The sequence below is a fragment of the Mesorhizobium sp. M4B.F.Ca.ET.058.02.1.1 genome (assembly GCF_003952505.1).
Classification (GTDB): Bacteria; Pseudomonadota; Alphaproteobacteria; order Rhizobiales; family Rhizobiaceae; genus Mesorhizobium.
This window is the reverse complement of the sequence record NZ_CP034450.1, coordinates 3,506,225-3,527,373: the sequence shown is the minus strand read 5'-3', so window position 1 is coordinate 3,527,373 and position 21,149 is coordinate 3,506,225. Positions and strand designations below refer to the sequence as shown.

General features: G+C 65.3%; 14 protein-coding genes. 6 read left to right on the top strand and 8 right to left on the bottom strand.

Going from position 1 to position 21,149, the window contains the following annotated elements; translation table 11 throughout:
- Positions 1-135: 135 nt before the first annotated feature.
- The 5 genes from EJ073_RS17235 to EJ073_RS17215 all read right to left on the bottom strand — a co-directional run bounded on the left by EJ073_RS17235 (position 136) and on the right by EJ073_RS17215 (position 7,467).
- Positions 136-705 (bottom strand): NifU family protein, encoded by a 570-nt coding sequence (locus EJ073_RS17235; protein ID WP_126056814.1) that lies wholly within the window; start codon positions 703-705, stop codon positions 136-138.
- A 276-nt stretch (positions 706-981) separates the two neighbouring features.
- Positions 982-1,473, bottom strand: coding sequence for a universal stress protein (locus EJ073_RS17230; RefSeq protein ID WP_126056813.1), 492 nt, complete (start codon positions 1,471-1,473; stop codon positions 982-984).
- A 102-nt stretch (positions 1,474-1,575) separates the two neighbouring features.
- Complete coding sequence (gene trpS / locus EJ073_RS17225) at positions 1,576-2,643, bottom strand: tryptophan--tRNA ligase (RefSeq protein ID WP_126056812.1); 1,068 nt, start codon at positions 2,641-2,643, stop codon at positions 1,576-1,578.
- A 383-nt stretch (positions 2,644-3,026) separates the two neighbouring features.
- Positions 3,027-4,625 carry a murein biosynthesis integral membrane protein MurJ gene (murJ, locus tag EJ073_RS17220; protein WP_126056811.1) on the bottom strand — a complete coding sequence of 533 codons (1,599 nt, stop codon included), beginning with the start codon at positions 4,623-4,625 and terminating at the stop codon, positions 3,027-3,029.
- 40 nt (positions 4,626-4,665) lie between these two features.
- A complete protein-coding gene (locus EJ073_RS17215) occupies positions 4,666-7,467 on the bottom strand; it encodes a [protein-PII] uridylyltransferase (RefSeq protein WP_126056810.1) in 2,802 nt (933 codons plus the stop codon).
- Positions 7,468-7,676: 209 nt separating this feature from the next.
- Between EJ073_RS17215 and EJ073_RS17210 the strand changes: the two genes are divergently transcribed.
- From EJ073_RS17210 to EJ073_RS17200, 3 genes are all read left to right on the top strand, one after another.
- Complete coding sequence (locus EJ073_RS17210) at positions 7,677-10,184, top strand: heavy metal translocating P-type ATPase (protein ID WP_126056809.1); 2,508 nt, start codon at positions 7,677-7,679, stop codon at positions 10,182-10,184.
- A gap of 44 nt (positions 10,185-10,228) precedes the next feature.
- Positions 10,229-10,621, top strand: coding sequence for a DUF305 domain-containing protein (locus EJ073_RS17205; protein WP_126056808.1), 393 nt, complete (start codon positions 10,229-10,231; stop codon positions 10,619-10,621).
- A gap of 93 nt (positions 10,622-10,714) precedes the next feature.
- Positions 10,715-11,560 (top strand): aldo/keto reductase, encoded by an 846-nt coding sequence (locus EJ073_RS17200; protein ID WP_126056807.1) that lies wholly within the window; start codon positions 10,715-10,717, stop codon positions 11,558-11,560.
- Positions 11,561-11,572: 12 nt separating this feature from the next.
- Here EJ073_RS17200 and mutS read toward each other — a convergent pair whose 3' ends face one another.
- The gene (gene mutS, locus EJ073_RS17195; RefSeq protein WP_126056806.1) at positions 11,573-14,305 is read right to left on the bottom strand and encodes a DNA mismatch repair protein MutS; all 2,733 of its coding nucleotides are present in this window, start codon (positions 14,303-14,305) and stop codon (positions 11,573-11,575) included.
- A gap of 148 nt (positions 14,306-14,453) precedes the next feature.
- Here mutS and EJ073_RS17190 point away from each other — a divergent pair, with 148 nt between their 5' ends.
- The 3 genes from EJ073_RS17190 (at position 14,454) to EJ073_RS17180 (ending at position 19,297) form a co-directional block, all read left to right on the top strand.
- Positions 14,454-15,644 (top strand): glycosyltransferase, encoded by a 1,191-nt coding sequence (locus tag EJ073_RS17190; protein ID WP_126056805.1) that lies wholly within the window; start codon positions 14,454-14,456, stop codon positions 15,642-15,644.
- Positions 15,645-15,790: 146 nt separating this feature from the next.
- Positions 15,791-18,070, top strand: a complete 2,280-nt coding sequence (locus EJ073_RS17185; protein WP_126056804.1) for an NADP-dependent malic enzyme — start codon at positions 15,791-15,793, stop codon at positions 18,068-18,070.
- Between the two features lie 126 nt (positions 18,071-18,196).
- Positions 18,197-19,297 (top strand): sensor domain-containing diguanylate cyclase, encoded by a 1,101-nt coding sequence (locus EJ073_RS17180; RefSeq protein ID WP_126056803.1) that lies wholly within the window; start codon positions 18,197-18,199, stop codon positions 19,295-19,297.
- A gap of 95 nt (positions 19,298-19,392) precedes the next feature.
- On the opposite strand, the gene EJ073_RS31610 is transcribed toward EJ073_RS17180, so the two are convergent.
- On the bottom strand, positions 19,393-19,566 hold the full coding sequence (locus tag EJ073_RS31610) for a hypothetical protein (protein WP_189347615.1): 174 nt from the start codon (positions 19,564-19,566) through the stop codon (positions 19,393-19,395).
- 260 nt (positions 19,567-19,826) lie between these two features.
- Positions 19,827-20,969, bottom strand: a complete 1,143-nt coding sequence (locus EJ073_RS17175; protein WP_126056802.1) for a porin — start codon at positions 20,967-20,969, stop codon at positions 19,827-19,829.
- Between the last annotated feature and the right edge of the window lie 180 nt (positions 20,970-21,149).

Sequence of the window (21,149 nt, the reverse complement as noted above, 5' to 3'; positions counted from 1 at the left end):
GGTTTTCGGGAAAGATCATGGTCAACTAAAAAGTTTCGTGCGCGGACCGTCTAGGCAACAAATGGACGTCCTAAAACAGAAAACCGGGCAATTCGGCCCGGTTTTTTGTTGACTGCGGATAAGGGAACGGTGGGATTAAGCCACTTGCTCGACCTGCTGCACCTCGGGAACGAAGTGTCGGAGCAGGTTCTGGATGCCGTGCTTCAGCGTCGCCGTCGACGACGGGCAGCCGGCGCAGGCGCCCTTCATGTGCAGGAATACGGTGCCGTTCTCGAAGCCGCGGAAGGTGATGTCGCCGCCGTCCTGCGCAACCGCCGGGCGCACCCGCGTGTCGAGCAGTTCCTTGATGGTGATGACCAGTTCCTCGTCGGCCTTGTCGTAGAATTCGCCGGTCTGGCTGGTTTCGGCAGCCGGGCCGCTCGTGGCCATGACTGGCGCGCCCGACATGAAATGCTCCATGATGGCGCCGAGGATCGCCGGCTTCAGATGTTGCCAGTCGGGACCGTCCTTGGTCACGGTGATGAAGTCATAGCCGAAGAAAACGCCGGTCACGCCGGGAATCTCGAACAGCCGGCCGGCCAGCGGCGAGGCGGCGGCAGCGCCGTCGGCGTCGCGGAAATCGGCGGTGCCTTCGCGAAGCACCTCCTTGCCGGGCAGGAACTTCAGCGTCGCCGGGTTCGGCGTCGACTCGGTCTGGATGAACATGACGGTCTCCATGCCCCTTCGGGCGGAAGTTTGGAATAATTCTAAATAGGACCTATCGGCTGGACATTCAAGCGAAACGCGTCGCCCGAACGGCTGGCTGGCGGAATGTTTTTGCGGGTCTCCTGCACCCACGTTGAGATGTGTCGGGATTCAGGTCAGGCCGAGTCGGGAACGGCGGGTTCCGAGAACCGGAGCGAGGGGTACTTGAAGTACATGAGCACGGAAGCGCAGGAAGCCGCCATTTGCAGGCCGGCCTCACCTGAATACCAACGCATCTCAGGCGAGGCTGTCGATCTCCTCGTCTGACAGATTCTGCGGCACCACGGTGACCGGAATGGGGAAGGCGGCGCCCCTGCCGGCCACCGCGCTGACGAGAGGTCCGGGGCCTTCCTTGCCGGCGCCCGCCGCCAGCACCAGGATGGCGATGTCCTGGTCCTCCTCGATCAGCTTGTGGATCTCTTCGGTCGGCTTGCCCTCGCGCACCACCAGTTCCGGCTCGATGCCGAGCTTCTGGCGAACCTTGTTGGCATAAGTATCGAGCGCGGCGCGCGCCGTCGCGGTCGCCTCTTCGCGCATGATCTTCTCGACCCCCAGCCAGTGCTGGAAATCGTCCGGCTCGATGACATAGAGCAGCACCAGCACGCCGCTGGTGCTCTGCGTCCGCTTCGAGGCATAGGCGACGGCGCGCTCGCATTCCGGCGTGTCGTCGATGATCGCCAGGAATTTGCGGCGGTGGCCAACTTCACGGCTGAGACGTTTGGAGACCATGTCTATCTGCTCGGTGTCAATTCGGCCGCAATCTGCCACCGCCACGGACCGGCGGCAAGCCGCCGGCCCTCATGGCAGTAGCGATCAACGAGATTGGATCGATCAGTCCTGCAAAAGGCCGATGATGTCGCGCACCGTCCGCATCGTCGATTCCGCCAGCACGCCGGCGCGCTCGCCGCCGTCCTTCAGCACCGCGTCGACATAGGCGCGGTCGCCTTCGATACGACGCATCTCGCCGGCCACCGGCGCAAGCTTCTCGACCGCAAGGTCGGCCAGCGCCGGCTTGAACACCGAGAACTGCTGGCCGCCGAATTCCCTCAGCACGTCGGCCTTGGAGATTTCGGCCAGCCCGGCATAGATGCCGACCAGGTTTTCCGCTTCCGGCCGGCTTTCCAGCCCGTCGACCTCGCTCGGCAAGGCTTCCGGATCGGTCTTGGCCTTGCGGATCTTCTTCGAGATGGTGTCGGCATCGTCGGTCAGGTTGATGCGCGACAGGTCCGACGGGTCCGACTTCGACATCTTCTTCGAACCGTCACGCAGGCTCATGATGCGCGCTGCCGGCCCGCCGATCACCGGTTCGGTGATCGGGAAATAGCCGTTCACGGTCTCCTCGCCAACCTGCATCTCGACGCCGACACCCAGAGCGGCGATGCGGTCCGAGAAGTCGTTGTTGAATTTCTGGGCGATGTCGCGGGTCAGTTCGAGGTGCTGTTTCTGGTCCTCGCCCACCGGCACATGGGTGGCGCGGTAAAGCAGGATGTCGGCCGCCATCAGGCTCGGATAGGCGAGCAGGCCGAGCGAGGCGTTCTCGCGGTCCTTGCCGGCCTTGTCCTTGAACTGCGTCATCTTGTTCATCCAGCCGATGCGCGCCACGCAGTTGAAGATCCAGGCAAGCTCGGCATGCTGCATCACCCGCGACTGGTTGAAGACGATGTGCTTCCTCGGGTCGATGCCGGAGGCGAGGAAAGCGGCGGTGATCGAGCGCGTCTGGTCAGCAAGGTCGTCATGGACGAGCTGCGCGGTCAGCGAATGCAGGTCGACGACGCAATAGATGCAATCGGACTGGACCTGCAGGGCCACGAATTTCTTGATGGCGCCGAGATAATTGCCGAGATGCAGATTGCCGGTCGGCTGGACGCCGGAAAAGACGAGCGGCTTGAAGGCGGTCATGATGTCCTCATGGCTTGTGGAGGGCCGTATCAGCGTGATTCCGAAAAGTTGCAGACTTTTCGGAGCCAATCACGCGGCTGGAGACCGCGCGCGGCGAAAGTCTTGCGACGGCGCGCTTATGGACGAGAGCGTGGAGAGGATCAAGAGGCGGAGATCACGGCAGAGCAATCGCATCAGGTGGATTTCCTGCTCAGTGGTGTTCGTGTCACGCTTGTTGCGTCTGTACCTCGGCCTGACAGGTCCGCGCCTCCCCCTCATTGTCCTGCCGGACATTTCTCCTCGTATAGTGATGGGGAGAAAGGCGCCGTCATCGCCGCGCTCGGTTTGCGACGAATTGTCTGGCGAAGACTGATGCCTGTCGGCTGGGGTCGCTGCAGTCAGGCTTACGGATCTGGAAACGGTTCCTTGACCGGCGGCGGGCTCTTGCGCTTCACGTTCCTGCGGATCATGCCGAAATCGGCGCCGCCGGTGGCGAAGGCGGTGACGAAGTAAAGCGTCGCTCCGCCGGCGACCAGCGCCAGCAGCGTCGTCGCTTTGATCACCAGCGGCGCGTCAGGCCCCAGCCTTGCGGCGAACCAGTGCTCGGCGAAGTAAAGGGCAACGGCCATCACCGCCGCCGACAGGACCAGCCTGGGAATGCGCTTCAACAGCGGTATGTCGCGGCCCCAATGGCCGCGCCGGATCAGTACGGCAAGCAGCATCATGGCGTTGACCCAGCCGGCGACGGCCGATGCGACCGCGATGCCCGGCGCGCCCATCGACGGGAACAGCGTCAGCGCGGTGGCGACGTTCACGCCGACCGAGATGGCGGCGAAGATCATCGGCGTGCGCGTATCCTCGCGCGCGAAATAGCCCGGCGTGAAGGCCTTGATCAGCACGAAGGCCGGCAGGCCGAGGCCGAAGATCGCCAGGATCGAGGCCACGATCGGCGTCGAGTGGTTGGCGGCAAACGCGCCGCGCTCATAGACCAGCCGCACGATCGGCTCCGACATCACCCAGAGCGCGGCCGCAGCCGGCAGGGTCATGAACAGCGTGAATTCGACCGAACGGTTCTGCAGATTCGCCGCTTCGATCAGGTTGCCCGATTTCAAGGCGCGCGACAGTTCCGGCAAGAGCACGATCGCCACCGCAACGCCGACGACGCCAAGCGGCAGTTGATAGATACGGTCGGCATAGGCGAGCGAGGACACCGCGCTGTCCTGCGCCGAGGCGATCGCCGTGCCGATCAGCTGGTTGATCTGGGTAATGCCGCCGGTGATCGCCGCCGGCAGCGCCAGGATCAAGAGCCGCTTGACGCTCGGCGTCATCTTCGGCCGGCGGAAGCCGATCGAGATGCCTGCATGGCGCACCGCCACCCAGACGATGGCGAGCTGCACGATGCCCGCCGCAAGCACGCCCCAGGACAGGCCGAAGCCGACATCATGCGCGTCCAGCCCGTTATACCAGGCGTAACCCAGCACGCTGATCAGAATGATGTTGAGGAAGGCCGGCGCGATCGCCGCCGCGAAATAGCGGCGCAGCGAATTCAGCATGCCGGCCATCATCGCGCCGAGCGACATGCAGATGAGATAGGGGAACATGATAGTCGCAAGCGTGACCGTCGTCTCGAACTTCCCCGGCGTGTCGGCAAAGCCCGGTGCCACCAGGTAGCGCACGATCAGCGGCATCGCCAGCTCCATGGCGATGGTCAGCGCCAGCAGCGCCGAGAACAGCACGCCGAACACTTCCTCGGAGAAGCGCTTGGCGCCATCGGTGCCATGCGTCTCGATGTCCTTGGCGAACAGCGGAACGAAGGCGGCGTTGAAGGCGCCCTCGGCGAACAGCCGGCGGAAGGTGTTGGGAAACTGGAAGGCGGCATTGAAGGCGTCGGCCACCGGTCCGGTGCCCAGCGCCGCCGCCATCAGCATCTCGCGGCCGAAGCCGAGCGCGCGGCTCATCAGCGTGCCGGAAGCGACGGTGGCGAATTTCTTGACAAGGCTCATGCGCGGGGAGACTGCCTGTGCGATTGGGACAAAGTGATGGTCACTCGGCGGCGGCCTTGGACTTGCCGCCGCGCTCCGGCGCGATGCCTTCGAGCGATTCGATCAGCCGCTTGTGGATGGTGGCCATGCGCGTCGGGCTGTCGATCTTCTGTCCAGTGAGGTCGGTGACATAGAAGGTATCGATGACCTTCTCGCCGAAAGTGGTGATGTGGGCCGAGGCGATGTCGAGGGACAGGTCCGAGAGCGCGCCGGTGACCTCGGAGAGCAGGCCCGGTCGGTCGAGCCCTTCGATCTCGATCACCGAGAAGCGGTTCGACAGCGTGTTGCGGATCTCGGCGCGCGGCGGAATGCGGAAGACCTTGGCGCCGCGCTTGGGCTTGGTGCGCTTCTCGATCATTTCCGGCAGCCAGCTCTTGCCCGACAGCACGTCCTCGATCAGCCGACCGACGCGCTCGGCGCGGCGGCGCTCGTCCTCATCGCGGTCGAACTCCCGCGAGATCAGGATCGTGTCCAGCGCGCGGCCGTCGGAGGTGGTGAAGATCTGCGCGTCGACGATGTTGCCGCCGGCCGCGGCGCACGCGCCGGCGATCACCGACAGCAGGCGTGGATGGTCCTGCGCCAGGACGGTGATCTCGGTCACTGCCTCGAACTCGTGCGTCTTGACCATGGTGGCGAGCTTCTTGTCGGCGGCATCAGCCTCGCGGACGAACTCGGCATGGCGCAGCTGGTCGGCGAGGTCGACGGTCAGCAGGTAGTTCTCGTAGTGCTGGGCGACGTAGCGCTTGCGCTCCTTTGCCGGCCAGTTGGCCAGCGCCTCGGCCAGCCGCTCGCGCGCCGCGGAAGTGCGCTCGGCGCGCGACACTTCGGAGAAGCCGCCGGTCAAGAGCAGCTCGGTCTCGTAGTACAGCGTGCGCAGCAACTGCCCCTTCCAGCCGTTCCAGACGCCCGGCCCGACGCCCCTGATATCGCAGACGGTGAGGATCAACAGCAGCTTCAGCCGCTCGACCGACTGCACGATCGAGGCGAAATCCTCGATCGTCTTGCGGTCGTTGAGGTCGCGCGTCTGCGCCGTCATCGACATCACGAGATGGTTCTCGACCAGCCAGGCCACCGTCTCGGTGTCGGCGGCCGACAGCCCCATATGCGGGCAGATGCGCCGCGCGATGCGGGCGCCGGCTTCCGAATGATCCTCCGGCCGCCCCTTGGCGACGTCGTGCAGGAGCACGGCGACATAGAGCGCCTCGCGGCTCTTCTTCAGCCCCGGCATCAGCGAGTGCGACAGCGGGTGCACCTTCTCGCCGTCGCCGCGCTCGATCTCGGCCAACACCCCGATGCAGCGGATCAGGTGCTCGTCCACCGTATAGTGGTGGTACATCGAGAACTGCATCATGGCGACGATCTTGCCGAAGTCCGGGATCAGCTTGCTCAGCAGCCCCGCCTCGTTCATGCGCCTGAGATTGAGCTCGGCGTAGCGGTCCGAGGTCAAAATGTCGAGGAACAGCCGGTTGGCCTCCTCGTCGCGCCTCAGCGCCTTGCCGACGAGGCCGAGCGAGCGGGTGAGCAGCTTCAGCGCGTCGGGGTGGAACTCCAGCCCATGCTTGTCGGCGAACCAGAACAGCCTGAGCAGATTGACCGGGTCGCGCTCGAACACCATGTCGTCGGCGACGTTGATGCGGTGATTGTCGACGATGAAATCGGACGTGCCGGCCAGCTTGCGCTTGCGACGCTGGAAGGTGAGGAAGATGCGGTTGAAACCAGGCACGTGCTTGGCCTGCTCTTCCTCGAGCGCGGCGCAGAAGATGCGGGTGAGGTCGCCGACATCCTTGGCGACGAGGAAGTAGTGCTTCATGAAGCGCTCGACCGCCGACAGGCCGGGATGGCTGGTATAGCCGAGCCGTTCGGCGATCTCGCGCTGGATGTCGAAATGCAGCCGCTCCTCAGCCTTGCCGGTGAGGAAGTGCATCTGGCAGCGCACCGCCCAGAGGAAATCCTCGGCCTTGAGGAATTCCCGGTATTCGGCCTCGGTGAAGACACCCTTCTCGACCAACTCCTCGCCGGTGCGCACCCGGTAGAAGTATTTGCCGATCCAGAACAGCGTCTGCAGGTCGCGCAGCCCGCCCTTGCCGTCCTTGACGTTGGGTTCGACCAGATAGCGGCTTTCTCCGGCCTTGGCGTGGCGATCGTCGCGTTCGGCAAGCTTGGCCTGCACATATTCGGGGCCGGTGGTGCGCACCACCTCATGGTCGAAACGCGTCAAAAGCTCGTCATAAAGTTTCTGCTCGCCCCACAGGAAACGCGCCTCCAGGATCGAGGTGCGGATCGTGATGTCGGTGCGCGACAGCCTGAGGCATTCGTCGATGTTGCGGGTGGCGTGGCCGACCTTCAGGCCGAGGTCCCACAGCATGTAGAGCATGTATTCGACGATCTGCTCGCCCCAAGGCGTCTGCTTGTAGGGAAGCAGGAACAACAGATCGATGTCGGACCCCGGCGCCAGCGTGCCGCGGCCGTAGCCGCCGACCGCCACCACCGCCATGCGCTCGGCCGCGGAGCGGTTCTTGACGCGATAGACGTGGGTGGCGGCGAAATCGTAGAGCGCCCGGATGATCTCGTCCATGACGTGCGACAGCCGGGCGGCGCAGGCGGTGCCGCCGCCGTCCTCCCTGAGCATGGCCTCCGCGATCTTGCGGCCGCCGGCGAGCCGCGCCTTGAGCAGCTGCAGGACGGCCGCGCGCGTCGCCGGCCCTGAACCGTCGCCGGCATGGGCCGCGGTGAGCGCCGTCATGTCGTGGCGCAGCATCACGCCGTCGATCAACTCGTCGAGTTTCAGGGAGATTTTTGCCATATGCCCGGGTCGGCCTTGCCTTTTTGCCGGCGTCTATAGCGCGTTTTCGCGGTGCTGGGTATGGGGCGGACGGACACGCCGACAATACGGGATTCCGCTGCCTCGACCGGCCGGGAATTGCCTGGCGGAAAAAATACGGCCGACCCTTGACCTTCCAGTTACTGGAAGCACTACCTCGGCCTCAGATCGCGACATAAGAGGCATTCCCAATGGCCCATTCCGACCAAGATCACCACGCGCACGGCGGCGGCTGCTGCTCCGCGAAGGGTACCGCGCCTGCCGCTGAGGCGGTCATCCGCGATCCGGTCTGCGGCATGACGGTCGATCAGACCGCCGGCAAGCCGACCGCCGAGCATGGCGGCCAGATCCATCATTTTTGCAGCGAGGGCTGCCGTTCGAAATTCGACGCCGATCCGGAAAGATACCTGACCGCCACCGATCCCGTTTGCGGCATGAGTGTCGATCGCTCCAGCGCCAGACACTTTATCCGCCACGAGGGCCAGGGCTTCTACTTCTGCTCGGCCGGCTGCAAGGGCAAGTTCGAGGCCGCGCCGGCCAATTATCTCGGCGACCGGCCGGCACCACAGCCGATGCCGAAGGGCACGCAATACACCTGTCCGATGCATCCCGAGATCATCCGCGACAAGCCGGGCGCTTGCCCGATCTGCGGCATGGCGCTGGAGCCGATGGGAGTGCCGACCGGCGACGAGGGTCCGAATCCCGAACTTGTCGATTTCACCCGGCGATTCTGGGTCAGCGCAGTGCTGTCCTTGCCCCTGCTCGTCATCGCCATGGCGCCTATGCTCGGCCTGAGCTTCGAAAGCTTAATCGACGACCGCACGAAGACATGGGCGGAGCTAGCGCTGGCGAGCCCTGTCGTGCTGTGGGCGGCGTTCCCGTTCTTCCATCGCGGCTGGGACTCGATCCGCAACCGCAGCCCCAACATGTGGACGCTGATCTCGCTCGGCGTCGGCGCGGCCTACCTCTACAGCGTCGCCGCCACGCTGTTTCCGGACATCTTTCCACACCAGTTCCGCGGCCATGGCGGCGCCGTGCCTGTCTATTTCGAGGCCGCCGCCGTCATCGTGGCACTGGTGTTCCTCGGCCAGGTGCTGGAGCTCAGAGCCCGCGAGCGCACCGGCTCGGCCATCCGCGCACTGCTCGACCTGGCACCGAAGACGGCGCGGCTGATCGGCGCCGACGGCTCCGAGAGCGACGTGCCGCTCGATACGGTCAAGGCCGGCGACCGGCTGCGCATCCGTCCGGGCGATGCCGTCCCGGTTGACGGCGTCGTGCTCGAGGGGCGCTCGGCGATCGACGAATCGATGATCACCGGCGAGCCGCTGCCGGTCGAAAAGACCGAGGGCGACGCGCTGACCGGCGGCACGCTCAACAAGAACGGCTCGCTGGTCATGCGCGCCGAGCGCATCGGCGCCGAGACGACGCTGTCGCGCATCGTCGAACTGGTTGCCAAGGCGCAGCGCTCGCGGGCGCCGATCCAGGGACTGGCGGACCGTGTTTCCTTCTATTTCGTCCCGGCCGTCGTGCTGGTGGCGCTCGCCGCCTTCGCCGCCTGGGCGGTCCTCGGGCCGCAGCCCAGCCTGATCTTCGCCATCGTCTCGGCGGTGTCGGTGCTGATCATCGCCTGCCCATGCGCGCTGGGGCTGGCGACGCCGATGTCGATCATGACGGCGACCGGACGCGGCGCCCATGCCGGCGTGCTGATCAAGGAGGCGGCGGCGCTGGAGCGCTTCGCTTCCGTTGACACGCTGATCGTCGACAAGACCGGCACGCTGACCGAGGGCCGGCCGCGGCTGACCGACGTCGTCCCCGCCGGCGGCATCGCGGAAAACGAACTTCTGGCGCTGGCCGCCTCGCTTGAGAAGGGTTCGGAGCATCCGCTTGCCGAGGCGATCGTCGAGGGTGCGGCGGACCGCGGTATCAAGATAGCCGATGCCGGCGACTTCGAGGCGGTCACCGGCAAGGGTGTGTCCGGCACGGTGGCCGGCAGCAAGGTCGCGCTCGGCAATCCGGCGATGATGGCCGATCTCGGCATCGACACGGGCCTGGTTTCAGGGCCGGCGGACGCGCTGCGGGGCGAGGGCAAGACGGCGATGTTCGTCGCCATTGGCGGCAGGCTGGCCGGCATCGTCGCCGTCGCCGACCCGGTCAAGGCGACGACGGCCGAGGCGATCCGGGCGCTGCATGACAGCGGCTTGCGGATCATAATGGCGACCGGCGACAATGAGCGCACGGCGAGCGCCATCGCTGGCAAGCTCGGCATCGACGAAGTGCGCGCCGGCCTGCTGCCCGAGCAGAAGGGCGCGCTGGTCGAGGAACTGCGCACCAAGGGCGCAGGTGTCGCCATGGCCGGCGACGGCGTCAACGATGCGCCGGCACTTGCCGCCGCCGATGTTGGCATCGCCATGGGCACCGGCGCCGATGTTGCGGTGGAAAGCGCCGGCATCACGCTGGTCAAGGGCGATCTCAACGGCATCGTCAGGGCCCGCACGCTTGCCCGGGCGACGATCCGCAACATCCGCCAGAACCTTTTCTTCGCTTTCCTCTACAACGTGCTCGGGGTGCCCGTCGCGGCGGGCGTGCTCTACCCGCTCACCGGCACGCTGCTGTCGCCGATGCTGGCGGCGGCGGCGATGAGCCTGTCCTCGGTCTCGGTCATCGGCAACGCATTGCGGCTGAGGACGTTGAAACTCTGATCGAAGCTCCCAAATACGACTATCCCATCAACAGGAGATACTGGATGACCTTGGCCAAGAAGATCGTGTTGCTGCTGATGGCGGTGGGAATGCTGCTCGCCGTCTTCCTCGAAAGCGTTCCGGCGCAGTCGCAGGAGATGAAGCACGACATGTCCGGCATGGCGATGGGCGCGGAGAGCCCTTCGACCGCCGACTACAAGGCGGCGATGGACAAGATGCATGCCGCCATGATGGCAGATGAGTATTCGGGCGATGCCGACGTCGACTTCGTCCGCGGCATGATCCCGCATCACCAGGGCGCCATCGACATGGCCAAGGTGGTGCTCGCCAACGGCAAGGATCCGGAAATCCGCAGGCTCGCCGAAGGTGTCCTCAAGGCGCAGGAGGCCGAGATCAAGGAGATGCAGGCCTGGCTCGCCGCCCATCCGGCGAAGTAGGTTTTTGGCACGCGAGAAATCCGGGCGGGCTTGGCACCACTGGATTTCCTATCGCGGCTGTGATGCGATCCCGCCGTCAATGAGAGCCCAGTCATGCCATCGACCATCAGAACCACCACATTGCCCTCGGGCGAAGCCGTCCAGGTGCTCGGCCAGGGCACTTGGAAAATGGGCGAGGACAGCCGCCACCGCGCCGACGAGGTGAGGGCCTTGCGGCTTGGGCTCGACCTCGGCATGACGCTGATCGACACCGCGGAGATGTATGCCAGCGGCGGCGCCGAGGAAGTGGTGGCGGAGGCCATCGCCGGGCGGCGCGACGAGCTGTTCCTGGTTAGCAAGGTGCTGCCGTCCAATGCCTCGCGCGCCGGGGTGAAGCGGGCCTGCGAGAACAGTCTGAGGCGTCTCGCCACGGACCGCATCGACCTCTATCTGCTGCACTGGCCGGGCAGCGTGCCGCTGGCCGAGACCGTCGAGGCTTTCGAGGCGCTGAAGGCGACCGGCAAGATCGGCCATTGGGGCGTCAGCAATTTCGACACCGATGAGATGGAGGAACTGGTCGGGCTGCGCGACGGCAGCAGCGTCCAGACAAATCAGGTGCTCTACAATCTTGCGCGTCGCGGCCCCGAATTCGACCTCGCGCCCTGGAGCCGGGAGCGCGGCATTCCGCTGATGGCCTATTCGCCGGTCGAGCAGGGCGCGCTGGCGCGCAATGGCCGGCTGGAAGCCATCGCCGCCCGCCACAACGCGACGGCCGCGCAGATCGCCCTTGCCTGGGTAATGGGCCAGGAAGGCGTCATCGCCATTCCGAAGGCGAGCAAGCCCGAGCATGTCCGCCAGAACGTTGCCGCGCTCGACATCAGGCTGACACCGGAGGACTTCGCCGAGCTCGACCGCGCCTTCCCGCCGCCCACCCGCAAGCGTGGGCTGGAGATGATTTGAAGCCGCGCCGCGTCAGGGCTTTGTAGCCAACCCCTTCAGCCTGTAGAGCGCCTCCAGCGCCTCGCGCGGCGTCATCTCGTCGGGATTGATCGTGACGAGTGCGTCGCTCAGCGCGTCGTTCTTTGCCGGCCTAGGTGCTTCGCGTTTCGCCGCCACCGAAAACAGCGGCAGGTCGTCGACCAGGCGATTGGCCTTGCCCGACACCTCGCCTTCCTCGAGTTGGTGCAGCACTTCTTTTGCCCGCGCCACCACGGCCTCCGGCAGGCCGGCGAGCCGCGCCACCTGTACGCCGTAGGAACGGTCCGCCGCGCCCTTGCCGACTTCGTGCAGGAACACAACCTCGCCCTCCCATTCCTTGACCCGCATGGTGACGTTGGAGAGGCGGGGGAGCTTGCCGGCCAGCGCCGTCATCTCGTGGAAATGCGTGGCGAAGATCGCTCGGCACCGGTTCTTCTCGTGCAGATACTCCACCGCCGCCCAGGCGATCGATAGGCCGTCGAAGGTCGCTGTGCCGCGGCCGATCTCATCGAGGATCACCAGCGCCCGCTCGCCTGCCTGGTTGAGGATCGCGGCCGTCTCGACCATCTCGACCATGAAGGTCGAGCGGCCGCGTGCCAGGTCGTCGGATGCGCCGACGCGCGAGAACAGCCGGTCGACGACGCCGATATGGGCGCTCTGCGCCGGCACGAATGAGCCGGTCTGGGCAAGGATGGCGATCAGCGCGTTCTGCCGCAGGAACGTCGACTTGCCGCCCATGTTGGGACCAGTCAAAAGCCAGATCGCGCCGGCCTTGGCGCCGCCCTCCGGCGAAAGATCGCAGTCGTTGGCAACGAACGGGCCTTCGCCCGAGCGGCGCAGCGCCTGCTCGACCACCGGATGACGGCCACCTTCGATTTCGAAGGCGAGGCTGGAATCCACCTCGGGCCTGCACCAGGCCTCGCTTTCCGAAAGCAGCGCAAGGGCTGCCGAAACGTCGAGCACCGCAAGCGCATCGGCGCCGGCGCGGATGCTGTTCGCCTCGGCGACGACTTCCGCCATCAGCCGGTCGAAAGTGGCGAGCTCGATGCTCAACGCCCGGTCGGCGGCATTGGCGATCTTCGATTCCAGCTCGGCGAGCTCCGTCGTGGTGAAGCGCATGGCGTTGGCCATGGTCTGCCGGTGGATGAAGCGGGCCTTGTTCTCGTCGCTGCCGGTCATTGCCGCATGGTGGTTGGCGGTGACCTCGATGTAATAGCCGAGCACATTGTTGTGCCGGATCTTCAGCGAGCGGATGCCAGTCTCCTCGATCAGCGAGCGCTCCAGCCCGGTGATCACCTTGCGCGATTCGTCGCGCAGCGCTCGCATCTCGTCGAGCTCGGCATGGTAGGCGCGGCGCACGAAACCGCCGTCGCGCTTGAGCAGCGGCAATTCCTCATCCAGCGCCAGGCTGAGATGGTCGCGCAGATCGCGCGGCAGAGCCTGGATCGATGCCAGCGCCGCCGCAAGTTCCTCGGGCAGGCTGATCGCCGCGAACAGCTGTGCGATGGCGTCCGCCGCCTCGAAGCCGGCGCGAAGCGCGCCGAGATCGCGCGGGCCGCCACGGTTGAGCGCGAGTCGCGACAGCGCCCGCGGCATGTCGGCAACGCTCTTCAGGCTCGTCCGCGCCGCCTGGCAGAGTCGGGTTTCGGCACGAAAGAACGACACCGAATCGAGCCTGGCGCCGATCGCCGCCGGATCGGTCAGCGGCGCCATCAGCCGGTCGGCCAAGAGCCTCGCGCCGCCGCCGGTCACCGTGCGGTCGATCGCCTTGAACAGCGAGCCGTCGCGGCTACCCGACAGCGTGCGTAAGAGCTCCAGATTGGCGCGCGTCGCCGGGTCGATGAACAGCGTCGAGCCGCTCTCCTCGCGCTCCGGTCGCGACAGCGGCGGCCGCTCGGCCTTCTGCGTCTTCTCGACATAGGCAATAGTGCCTGAGATGGCCGACAGCTCGGCGCGCGAAAACGTCCCGAAACTGTCCGGCGTCGCCACCGCGAAGAAGCGTGCGATGCGTCCCGCGGCCGAGGCCGAATCGAACAGCGACGGCGGCTGCGGGCTGGCGACGCGGCCGATGACGTCGAACAGTGGCTTCAGCTCGGGGTCGTAAAACACCGGCTCGGCGACGATCAGCTCGCGCGGATCGACGCGGAAGATGTCGGCGAGCAGCCGGTCGGCGGTGGTCTCGGCGACGCGGAAGACCCCGGTCGAGATCTCGATCCAGGCCAGCGCGAAGGCATGATCGCTGCTGCCTCCCTTCACGCGTCCGAGCGCCATCAAGAAACTCGATTCCGACGGCGCCAGCAATTTGTCCTCGGTGATGGTGCCGGGCGTCACCAGCCGCACCACGTCGCGCCGCACCACCGATTTCGAGCCGCGCTTCTTGGCCTCCGTCGGGTCCTCGGTCTGCTCGCAGACGGCGACGCGGAAGCCTTGCGCGATTAGCTTCTGCAGATAGTCATCCGCCGCATGCACCGGCACGCCGCACATCGGAATGTCATGGCCCTGATGCTTGCCGCGCCGCGTCAGCACGATGCCGAGCGCCCGGCTTGCCTTCTCGGCGTCGTCGAAGAACAGCTCGTAGAAATCGCCCATGCGGTAGAACAGGAGCGAATCCGGGTTCGCCGCCTTGATCTCGATATACTGCTCCATCATCGGCGTGACGGCGCCGCCGAAGGGCATCGGCGTGGTCGCCTCGGGGGCGTTGAGTTCGGTCGGGGTGCGCATATCCATGCCGGCACGCTAGCAGAACAGCTCGCGTGGTTTAATGCCGGCGGCTTGAAAAGCGGGGGAAACCGCCACGGGATGAGCACATTGCCTGAAGCCGCGATCGCGAATACTGATCACGCCCGGGGATCGGCATTACAGGCGGATAGGGGCAATGAAGCAGGACGGACACGAGACGTTCGAGGAGATGGTCGGTCCTGCCGGCTCGCCGCTCAGGCGTGTGCGGCTTCTTGCCACCAACCGCGCCAATCGCACCAGAACCAAGGTAAAGGCATGGCTGCGGACAAGGTTTCCTTTCGTTCTTCCTGCACGCGGGCCGTTATCCGATCTCGATGGCGGCATCGACATCCCCGTCCACATCTTCAATCGCGATCCGCTGATCCTCTACGTGCCAGTCGGCGGGCGCCGCCCGCTTTATGCGCTTGCCGCCCTTTCCCGTCGCCTGGCATCGCGGCGCGCCACTTTCCTGCTGATGCCGAACTGGACCCTGGAGAGGCCCGCCGTCATCGATCAGATCGGCAGGGACCTCGCCTGGTTTGCCTGGGCCTGCCCCAACCATGAGCTGATCTTCCTCTGCAACACCGAGGAGGAACGCCGCTTGATTGCGAGCGTAGGCGGCAATGCGATCTTCTCCAATCACAATCTGATGATCTCGGAGGACATCTTCCGACCGCTGCCGGACGTGTCGGTCGAATACGATGCCGTCTACAATGGCCGTATCTCACACACTAAGCGGCATTACCTCGCGTTTGAAATCGAGAGGCTGGTCCATGTGACATCTTCGATCGGGGAATTGCCTCCGGCCGGCGACCGCGCCTTCATTCGGCGCCTACAGGCGCAGTCGCCGCTGCACCGGATCGCCAATCCGCTCGTCGACGATCTGGCCGGGCGACTTTCGCCGGACGAGGTCAACCATGTTTACAACCAGGCCGCGGTCGGGCTCTGTCTGTCGGCGGTGGAGGGGGCAATGTACTCCAGTATGGAGTACTTGCTGGCCGGCTTGCCGATCGTCTCGACGCCGAGCATCGGCGGCCGCGACGTGTATTTCCACCCGGACTACTGCATCATCGCCGAGCCCGAGCCGACCGCCATCCGGCGTGCCGTCGAGACCTTGCGCGACCGCGCCATTCCGCGCGAGGAGATTCGCGGCCGCACGCTGGAGACGGTGCGGGCCGAACGTCTGCACCTGATGGCCTATCTCTCGGCGCTCAAGCGGCGCATGGGAAGCGGCGATCCGCCGTTCGCCGAGTGGCCGTTCGCCGGCACCGCGGGGCTGACGCGATGGGCCCCTGTGCGCGAGCATGTGCGCGAGATTGCCGCTATCGCCTCGTCGGGCGGGATCTGAACGGCGGCATCGCGCCCGGCCCAGGAACAGCGTTTGCACGTCGCTTGGCGGTTTACAGCGACGGCGTGTGGCCTTAAGCCGGAAGCTCACAAAAAATATGGCGTCCAGCTCAAGGGTGCCGCACTGGTGAGGGAATCAAGAGGACCATGGCCAGGAAAACCGAAAGCAGCGGTCCCTCTGTCAGCGCGCAGGAGGCGCTCGAATTCCACGCCATGGGACGGCCGGGCAAGCTGGAAATCGTCGCCACCAAGCCGATGGCGACGCAGCGCGATCTCAGCCTCGCCTATTCGCCGGGCGTCGCCGTTCCCGTTCGCGCCATCGCCGAGGATCCGAGCCGCGCCTTCGACTACACGACGCGCGGCAACATGGTCGCCGTCATCTCCAACGGCACCGCCATCCTCGGCCTCGGCAACCTCGGCGCGCTTGCCTCCAAGCCGGTGATGGAAGGCAAGTCGGTGCTGTTCAAGCGGTTCGCCGATGTCGATTCCATCGACCTCGAGGTCGACACAGAGGATGCCGACGAGTTCATCAACTGCGTGCGCTTCCTCGGTCCCTCCTTCGGCGGCATCAATCTGGAAGACATCAAGGCACCGGAATGCTTCATCATCGAGCAGCGGCTGCGCGAATTGATGGACATACCCGTCTTCCACGACGACCAGCACGGCACCGCCATCATCTCCGCCGCCGGCCTGATCAATGCGCTCGAGATCACCGGCCGCGACATGAAGACCACCAGGATGGTCTGCAACGGCGCCGGTGCCGCCGGCATCGCTTGTATCGAGCTGATGAAGGCGATGGGTTTCTCGCCGGAAAACATCATCCTGTGCGACACCAAGGGCGTCGTCTTCCAGGGCCGCACCGAAGGCATGAACCAGTGGAAATCGGCGCATGCCGTCAAGACCGAGGCGCGCTCGCTGGCCGAGGCTCTCGATGGCGCCGACGTCTTCCTCGGCCTTTCCGCCAAGGGCGCGCTGACGACCAAGATGGTGCAGTCGATGGCCAGGAACCCGATCATCTTCGCCATGGCCAATCCCGATCCCGAGATTACGCCCGAGGAAGTGGCCGAGATCCGCACCGACGCCATCATGGCCACGGGGCGTTCGGACTATCCGAACCAGGTCAACAATGTGCTCGGCTTCCCCTACATTTTCCGCGGCGCGCTGGATGTCCGCGCCACCACCATCAACGACGAGATGAAGATCGCAGCGGCGCGCGCGCTGGCCGAGTTGGCGCGCCGCGACGTGCCCGACGACGTCGCCGCCGCCTATCAGGGCAACCGGCCGAAATTCGGCCCCAACTACATCATCCCGGTGCCGTTCGACCCGCGCCTGATCGCCGCCATCCCGCTGGCTGTGGCGAAGGCCGCGATGGAGTCCGGTGTCGCCCGCAAGCCGATCCTAGACCTCGGCCGTTACGCGCAGGAGCTTTCCGCCCGCCGCGATCCGATCGCCTCCACCCTGCAGCGCATCTACGACCGCGTGCGGCGCCAGCCCAAGCGCATCGTCTTCGCCGAGGGCGAGGAGGAGCAGGTGATGCGCGCCGCCGTCTCCTATGTGAACCAGAATCTCGGCACCGCCATCCTGCTCGGCCGCGACGACGTCATCAAGGAAAACGCCAAACACGCCGGCATCGAGCTCAACAAGCAGGGCATCGAGATCATCAATGCCAGGCTGTCGCGCCGCAACGGCATCTACACCGACTATCTCTACGAGCGCATGCAGCGAAAGGGCTTCCTGTTCCGCGACTGCCAGCGGCTGATCAACAATGACCGCAACCACTTCGCCGCCTGCATGGTGGCGCTGGGCGATGCCGACGGCATCGTCACTGGCGTCACCCGCAACTACTCCACCGCGCTTGACGACATCCGCCGCGTCATCGACGCCAAGCCGGGCCACCGCGTCATCGGCGTCTCGATCGTGCTCGCGCGGGGCAAGACCGTACTAGTCGCCGATACCGCCGTGCACGACATGCCGAATGCCGAGCAGATCGCCGACATCGCCGAGGAAGCGGCCGGCTTTGCCCGCCGCATGGGCTATGAGCCGCGGCTTGCCATGCTCGCCTACTCGACCTTCGGCCATCCGCATGGCGAACGTTCCGAGCGCGTGCAGGAGGCCGTGCGCATCCTCGACAAGCGCCGCGTCGATTTCGAGTATGACGGCGAGATGGCCGCCGACGTGGCGCTCAACGCCCGCGCCATGGCGCAATACCCGTTCATACGGCTGACCGGCCCGGCCAACGTGCTGATCATGCCGGCGTTCCACTCGGCCTCGATCTCGACCAAGATGCTGCAGGAGCTCGGCGGCTCGACCGTTATCGGCCCGCTGCTGGTCGGCCTGAACAAGCCGGTGCAGATCGTCTCGCTGAACGCCAAGGACTCAGACATCGTCAACATGGCGGCGATCGCGGCCTACACGGCGAGCAACTGAGAAGCGGTGCGCGTAGGGCGCCTCCCATAACAGATTGATAATACTCAGCTGATATTGAAGACCTCTTGCCGACTTGCCGTAACGGCATCTACGGCGCGCTCAGACCGCTAACTTGGGGGTGCGGCCATGAAGCATGACGGGGTTTCTGCATCCGCGGTCGGCCAGGGGGGCCACCACGACGAGCGGCTGGACGCGCTGCTCAGCATCACCGGTCGCATGGACGGCTATCTCTACCGCTGCCGCAACGACCAGTCCTATACGATGCTCTACATCAGCGACGGCATCCTCACTGTCAGCGGCTATCGGCCGAGCGATTTCATCCACAATGCGGTGCGCGACTACGTTTCGGCCATCCATCCTGACGATCTCGCTTCGGTCTATGCTGCCGTCGACGCCGCGCTCGAGGCGCGCTGCAACTGGAATGTCGACTACCGCATCGTGCCGAGGGTCGGCGAGCCGCTCTGGGTCCGCGAGATCGGCGGCGGTGTCTGGGACGAGGCCGGCGGGCTCGAATTCCTCGAGGGGTTCGTCGTCGACATCAGCGACCGCAAGGTCGTCGAGGACCTCAACGCGCAGCTGCTGCTCGACCTCAAGGCCGCCAACGAGGAACTGTCGGCGCAAAAGCGCGAGATCGAGCTGGCCAAGCAGCAGAGCGACCATTCGGCCAACCACGATCTCCTGACCGACCTGCCCAACCGGCGCGCCTTCCACAACGAGCTCAAATCGGTGATCGGCCGCTGCGCCGCAACCGGCGATGCGGCGGGCCTGCTGTTCATCGACCTTGACCGCTTCAAGGAGGTCAACGACACGCTTGGCCACGAGGCCGGCGATGCGCTGTTGCAGCGCGTGTCGGACAAGCTGCGCGCGATCCTGCGCAGCGCCGACTTCGTCGCGCGGCTCGGCGGCGACGAGTTCGCCTTCCTGTTCTCGGGCAAGCCTGACCAGGCCAGGGAGAAGGCGGTGCGCGTGGCGGAGCGCGTGCTGGAGCGGCTGCGCATCAAGGTTCCGGCCCCGAACGGCGACATCCAGGTCGGCTGCACCGTCGGTGTCGCGATCTATCCGACGGAAGCCGCTGATCCCGATGCGCTGGTCGCGCTCGCCGACCGGCATATGTATGTCGGCAAGAAGGAAGGCCGTGGCCGGCTGGTCACTTCCGACCAATTGGCGCTGGAGCAGCCCGGGGCCGGCGGCGGCCAGTCGTCACGCCGCCAGCGCCGCATCGCCTAGCTCCGACGGGCGCGGCATCCATCGAGCAGGATCGGCCGCAACCTTCCCCCCGCGAGGCGAGGGGAAGGCAAGGCATTTGAAGGCGTGGCGACACCCTACTCCCAGTCGCGGCAGGCGAGAAAGGCACGCTTCCAGAAGCGCCAGCCGGTCACCTTCCACTTCCAGAATTCATAGCCGCAGCCGCCATGGTCGGACGCCACGATGGTCACCCCGCCCCAGCCCCAGGCGTGGTGCTTGTGGTGGCCATGGTGGTGGCCGCCAATGGCCATTGCAGACCTGGTCGAGGTTGGGGCTGGCCGCCGCTCTCGCCGCGTTCGGACGCCCGGAGGAAGCCAGGGCCGTCATCGCCGAAGCAACGCGCATCGACCAGGGTCTGACGGTCGCCTCGTTCGACGCGGTCGTGGGCCAGGTCCCGGACGGTCTGCGCGAGCGGGTCTGTTCGGCACTTAGACAGGCGGGGGTTGAGCTGAAAAGACAAAGGCCCGCAGCGACGTGCTGCGGGCCCTTCTTGCAAAGATTGTAGAACCGGTCAGAACGAGCGCTGGAAGCGGAGGATGCCGCCGATGCTGTTTTCCTTGTCGGCTTTGGTCCAGTTGGTGACGGTATCTTCGCCGACATGCAGATAGTCGACTTCGGCCGTGACCTTGAGGCCCTTGACGATTTCATAGGCAATGTTCGCCGCGACGCCGAAGTTCTTGCCTTCGTCGTAGGAGAGCTGGGCGTTGAACGAGGTCTTCTCGTTGATGGTGTAGGTACCGCCGCCCCAGATCGCCCAGTTGCCGCTCCACTGCTTGTAGAAGCCGCGACCATGCGCGTCGATGACGTTGCCTGCGTCATCGTTGAGGTTGTCGTCGGTGCCGTAGCCGCCCATGATGAACAGCGACAGGTTGTCCATCGGCTTGACGTCGAGACGAACCTTGCCGGCCACTTCCTCGTAGTTGCTGTCATAGGCGACGACGCCGGTGATGGCGCCCCAGCCCTGCGTGTACTTCACGCCACCGACGACATGCGGAACATAGCTGTCGATCGTGCCGACGACGCCAGAGCCCTCTTCGAGAGAGACCACGGCCGAGAAGCCGTTGCCGGCGTCGAAGTAGTACTGGACGACGTTGGTGTCGAAATCGCCGTACGGAACCAGCGTATCCTGGATGACGTTGCCGGCGTAGCCGATGAACGAATCGAACGCCGATTCGTCCTTACCGACGCGCAGACCACCGAGCTGGATCGAGGCGAACTTCACCGAGACGCCCTTGTCGACGGCGGGATTGCCGGAGGCGAGGGTGCCATAGCCGTTGCTGTTGCCGAAGTTGAAGCGCATTTCGGTGTAGGTCTTCAAGGTGCCGAGCTCGGTTTCCTGGCCGGTCCAGGTCTTGAAGGTGAAGCGGGCATTCTTCTTCCAGGTGTCCTGCTCGTCGCCATCCTGGTGGTCGACTGACGACGCACCGTCGAACGAGCCGACGTCGCCAAAGCCGATGTCGTAACGGACATAGCCGCCGATGCGCAGGCAGGTTTCGGTGCCGGGGATGTAGAAGTAGCCCGAGCCGTACACGTCGCAGATCTTGACGTATTCAGCCGGTTCCGGCTCGGCGACGACAACGGCGTCGGCGGCGCGCGCACCGGAAACTGCGATCAGGGCCGCAGCTGAGCCGAGAAGAAGGCTCTTGATGTTCATTTTCTGAATCTCCAGTCAAAAGTTAAAACGGGTTTGATCTCTTGAAAGGCAGCGTTGCCGCCCCCTGTCCCCACGGTTGAAAAAGACGCGCATCGCGCCGCTTCTTCGCGCTCCACATGACCCATGTCGCAGCGCGGTTCAACAGAGATTGTGTCATAAAAGCGGCTTTTGGAATCTTGG

Bases quoted from the DNA above. Each gene is read 5' to 3' on its own strand.
- trpS (WP_126056812.1), bottom strand. From the start codon at position 2,643: ATGACCGCCTTCAAGCCGCTCGTCTTTTCCGGCGTCCAGCCGACCGGC.
- EJ073_RS17205 (WP_126056808.1), top strand. From the start codon at position 10,229: ATGACCTTGGCCAAGAAGATCGTGTTGCTGCTGATGGCGGTGGGAATG.
- EJ073_RS17235 (WP_126056814.1), bottom strand. From the start codon at position 705: ATGTTCATCCAGACCGAGTCGACGCCGAACCCGGCGACGCTGAAGTTC.
- EJ073_RS17190 (WP_126056805.1), top strand. From the start codon at position 14,454: ATGAAGCAGGACGGACACGAGACGTTCGAGGAGATGGTCGGTCCTGCC.
- murJ (WP_126056811.1), bottom strand. From the start codon at position 4,625: ATGAGCCTTGTCAAGAAATTCGCCACCGTCGCTTCCGGCACGCTGATG.
- EJ073_RS17210 (WP_126056809.1), top strand. From the start codon at position 7,677: ATGGCCCATTCCGACCAAGATCACCACGCGCACGGCGGCGGCTGCTGC.
- EJ073_RS31610 (WP_189347615.1), bottom strand. From the start codon at position 19,566: ATGGCCATTGGCGGCCACCACCATGGCCACCACAAGCACCACGCCTGG.
- mutS (WP_126056806.1), bottom strand. From the start codon at position 14,305: ATGGATATGCGCACCCCGACCGAACTCAACGCCCCCGAGGCGACCACG.
- EJ073_RS17175 (WP_126056802.1), bottom strand. From the start codon at position 20,969: ATGAACATCAAGAGCCTTCTTCTCGGCTCAGCTGCGGCCCTGATCGCA.
- EJ073_RS17200 (WP_126056807.1), top strand. From the start codon at position 10,715: ATGCCATCGACCATCAGAACCACCACATTGCCCTCGGGCGAAGCCGTC.
- EJ073_RS17180 (WP_126056803.1), top strand. From the start codon at position 18,197: ATGAAGCATGACGGGGTTTCTGCATCCGCGGTCGGCCAGGGGGGCCAC.
- EJ073_RS17185 (WP_126056804.1), top strand. From the start codon at position 15,791: ATGGCCAGGAAAACCGAAAGCAGCGGTCCCTCTGTCAGCGCGCAGGAG.
- EJ073_RS17230 (WP_126056813.1), bottom strand. From the start codon at position 1,473: ATGGTCTCCAAACGTCTCAGCCGTGAAGTTGGCCACCGCCGCAAATTC.
- EJ073_RS17215 (WP_126056810.1), bottom strand. From the start codon at position 7,467: ATGGCAAAAATCTCCCTGAAACTCGACGAGTTGATCGACGGCGTGATG.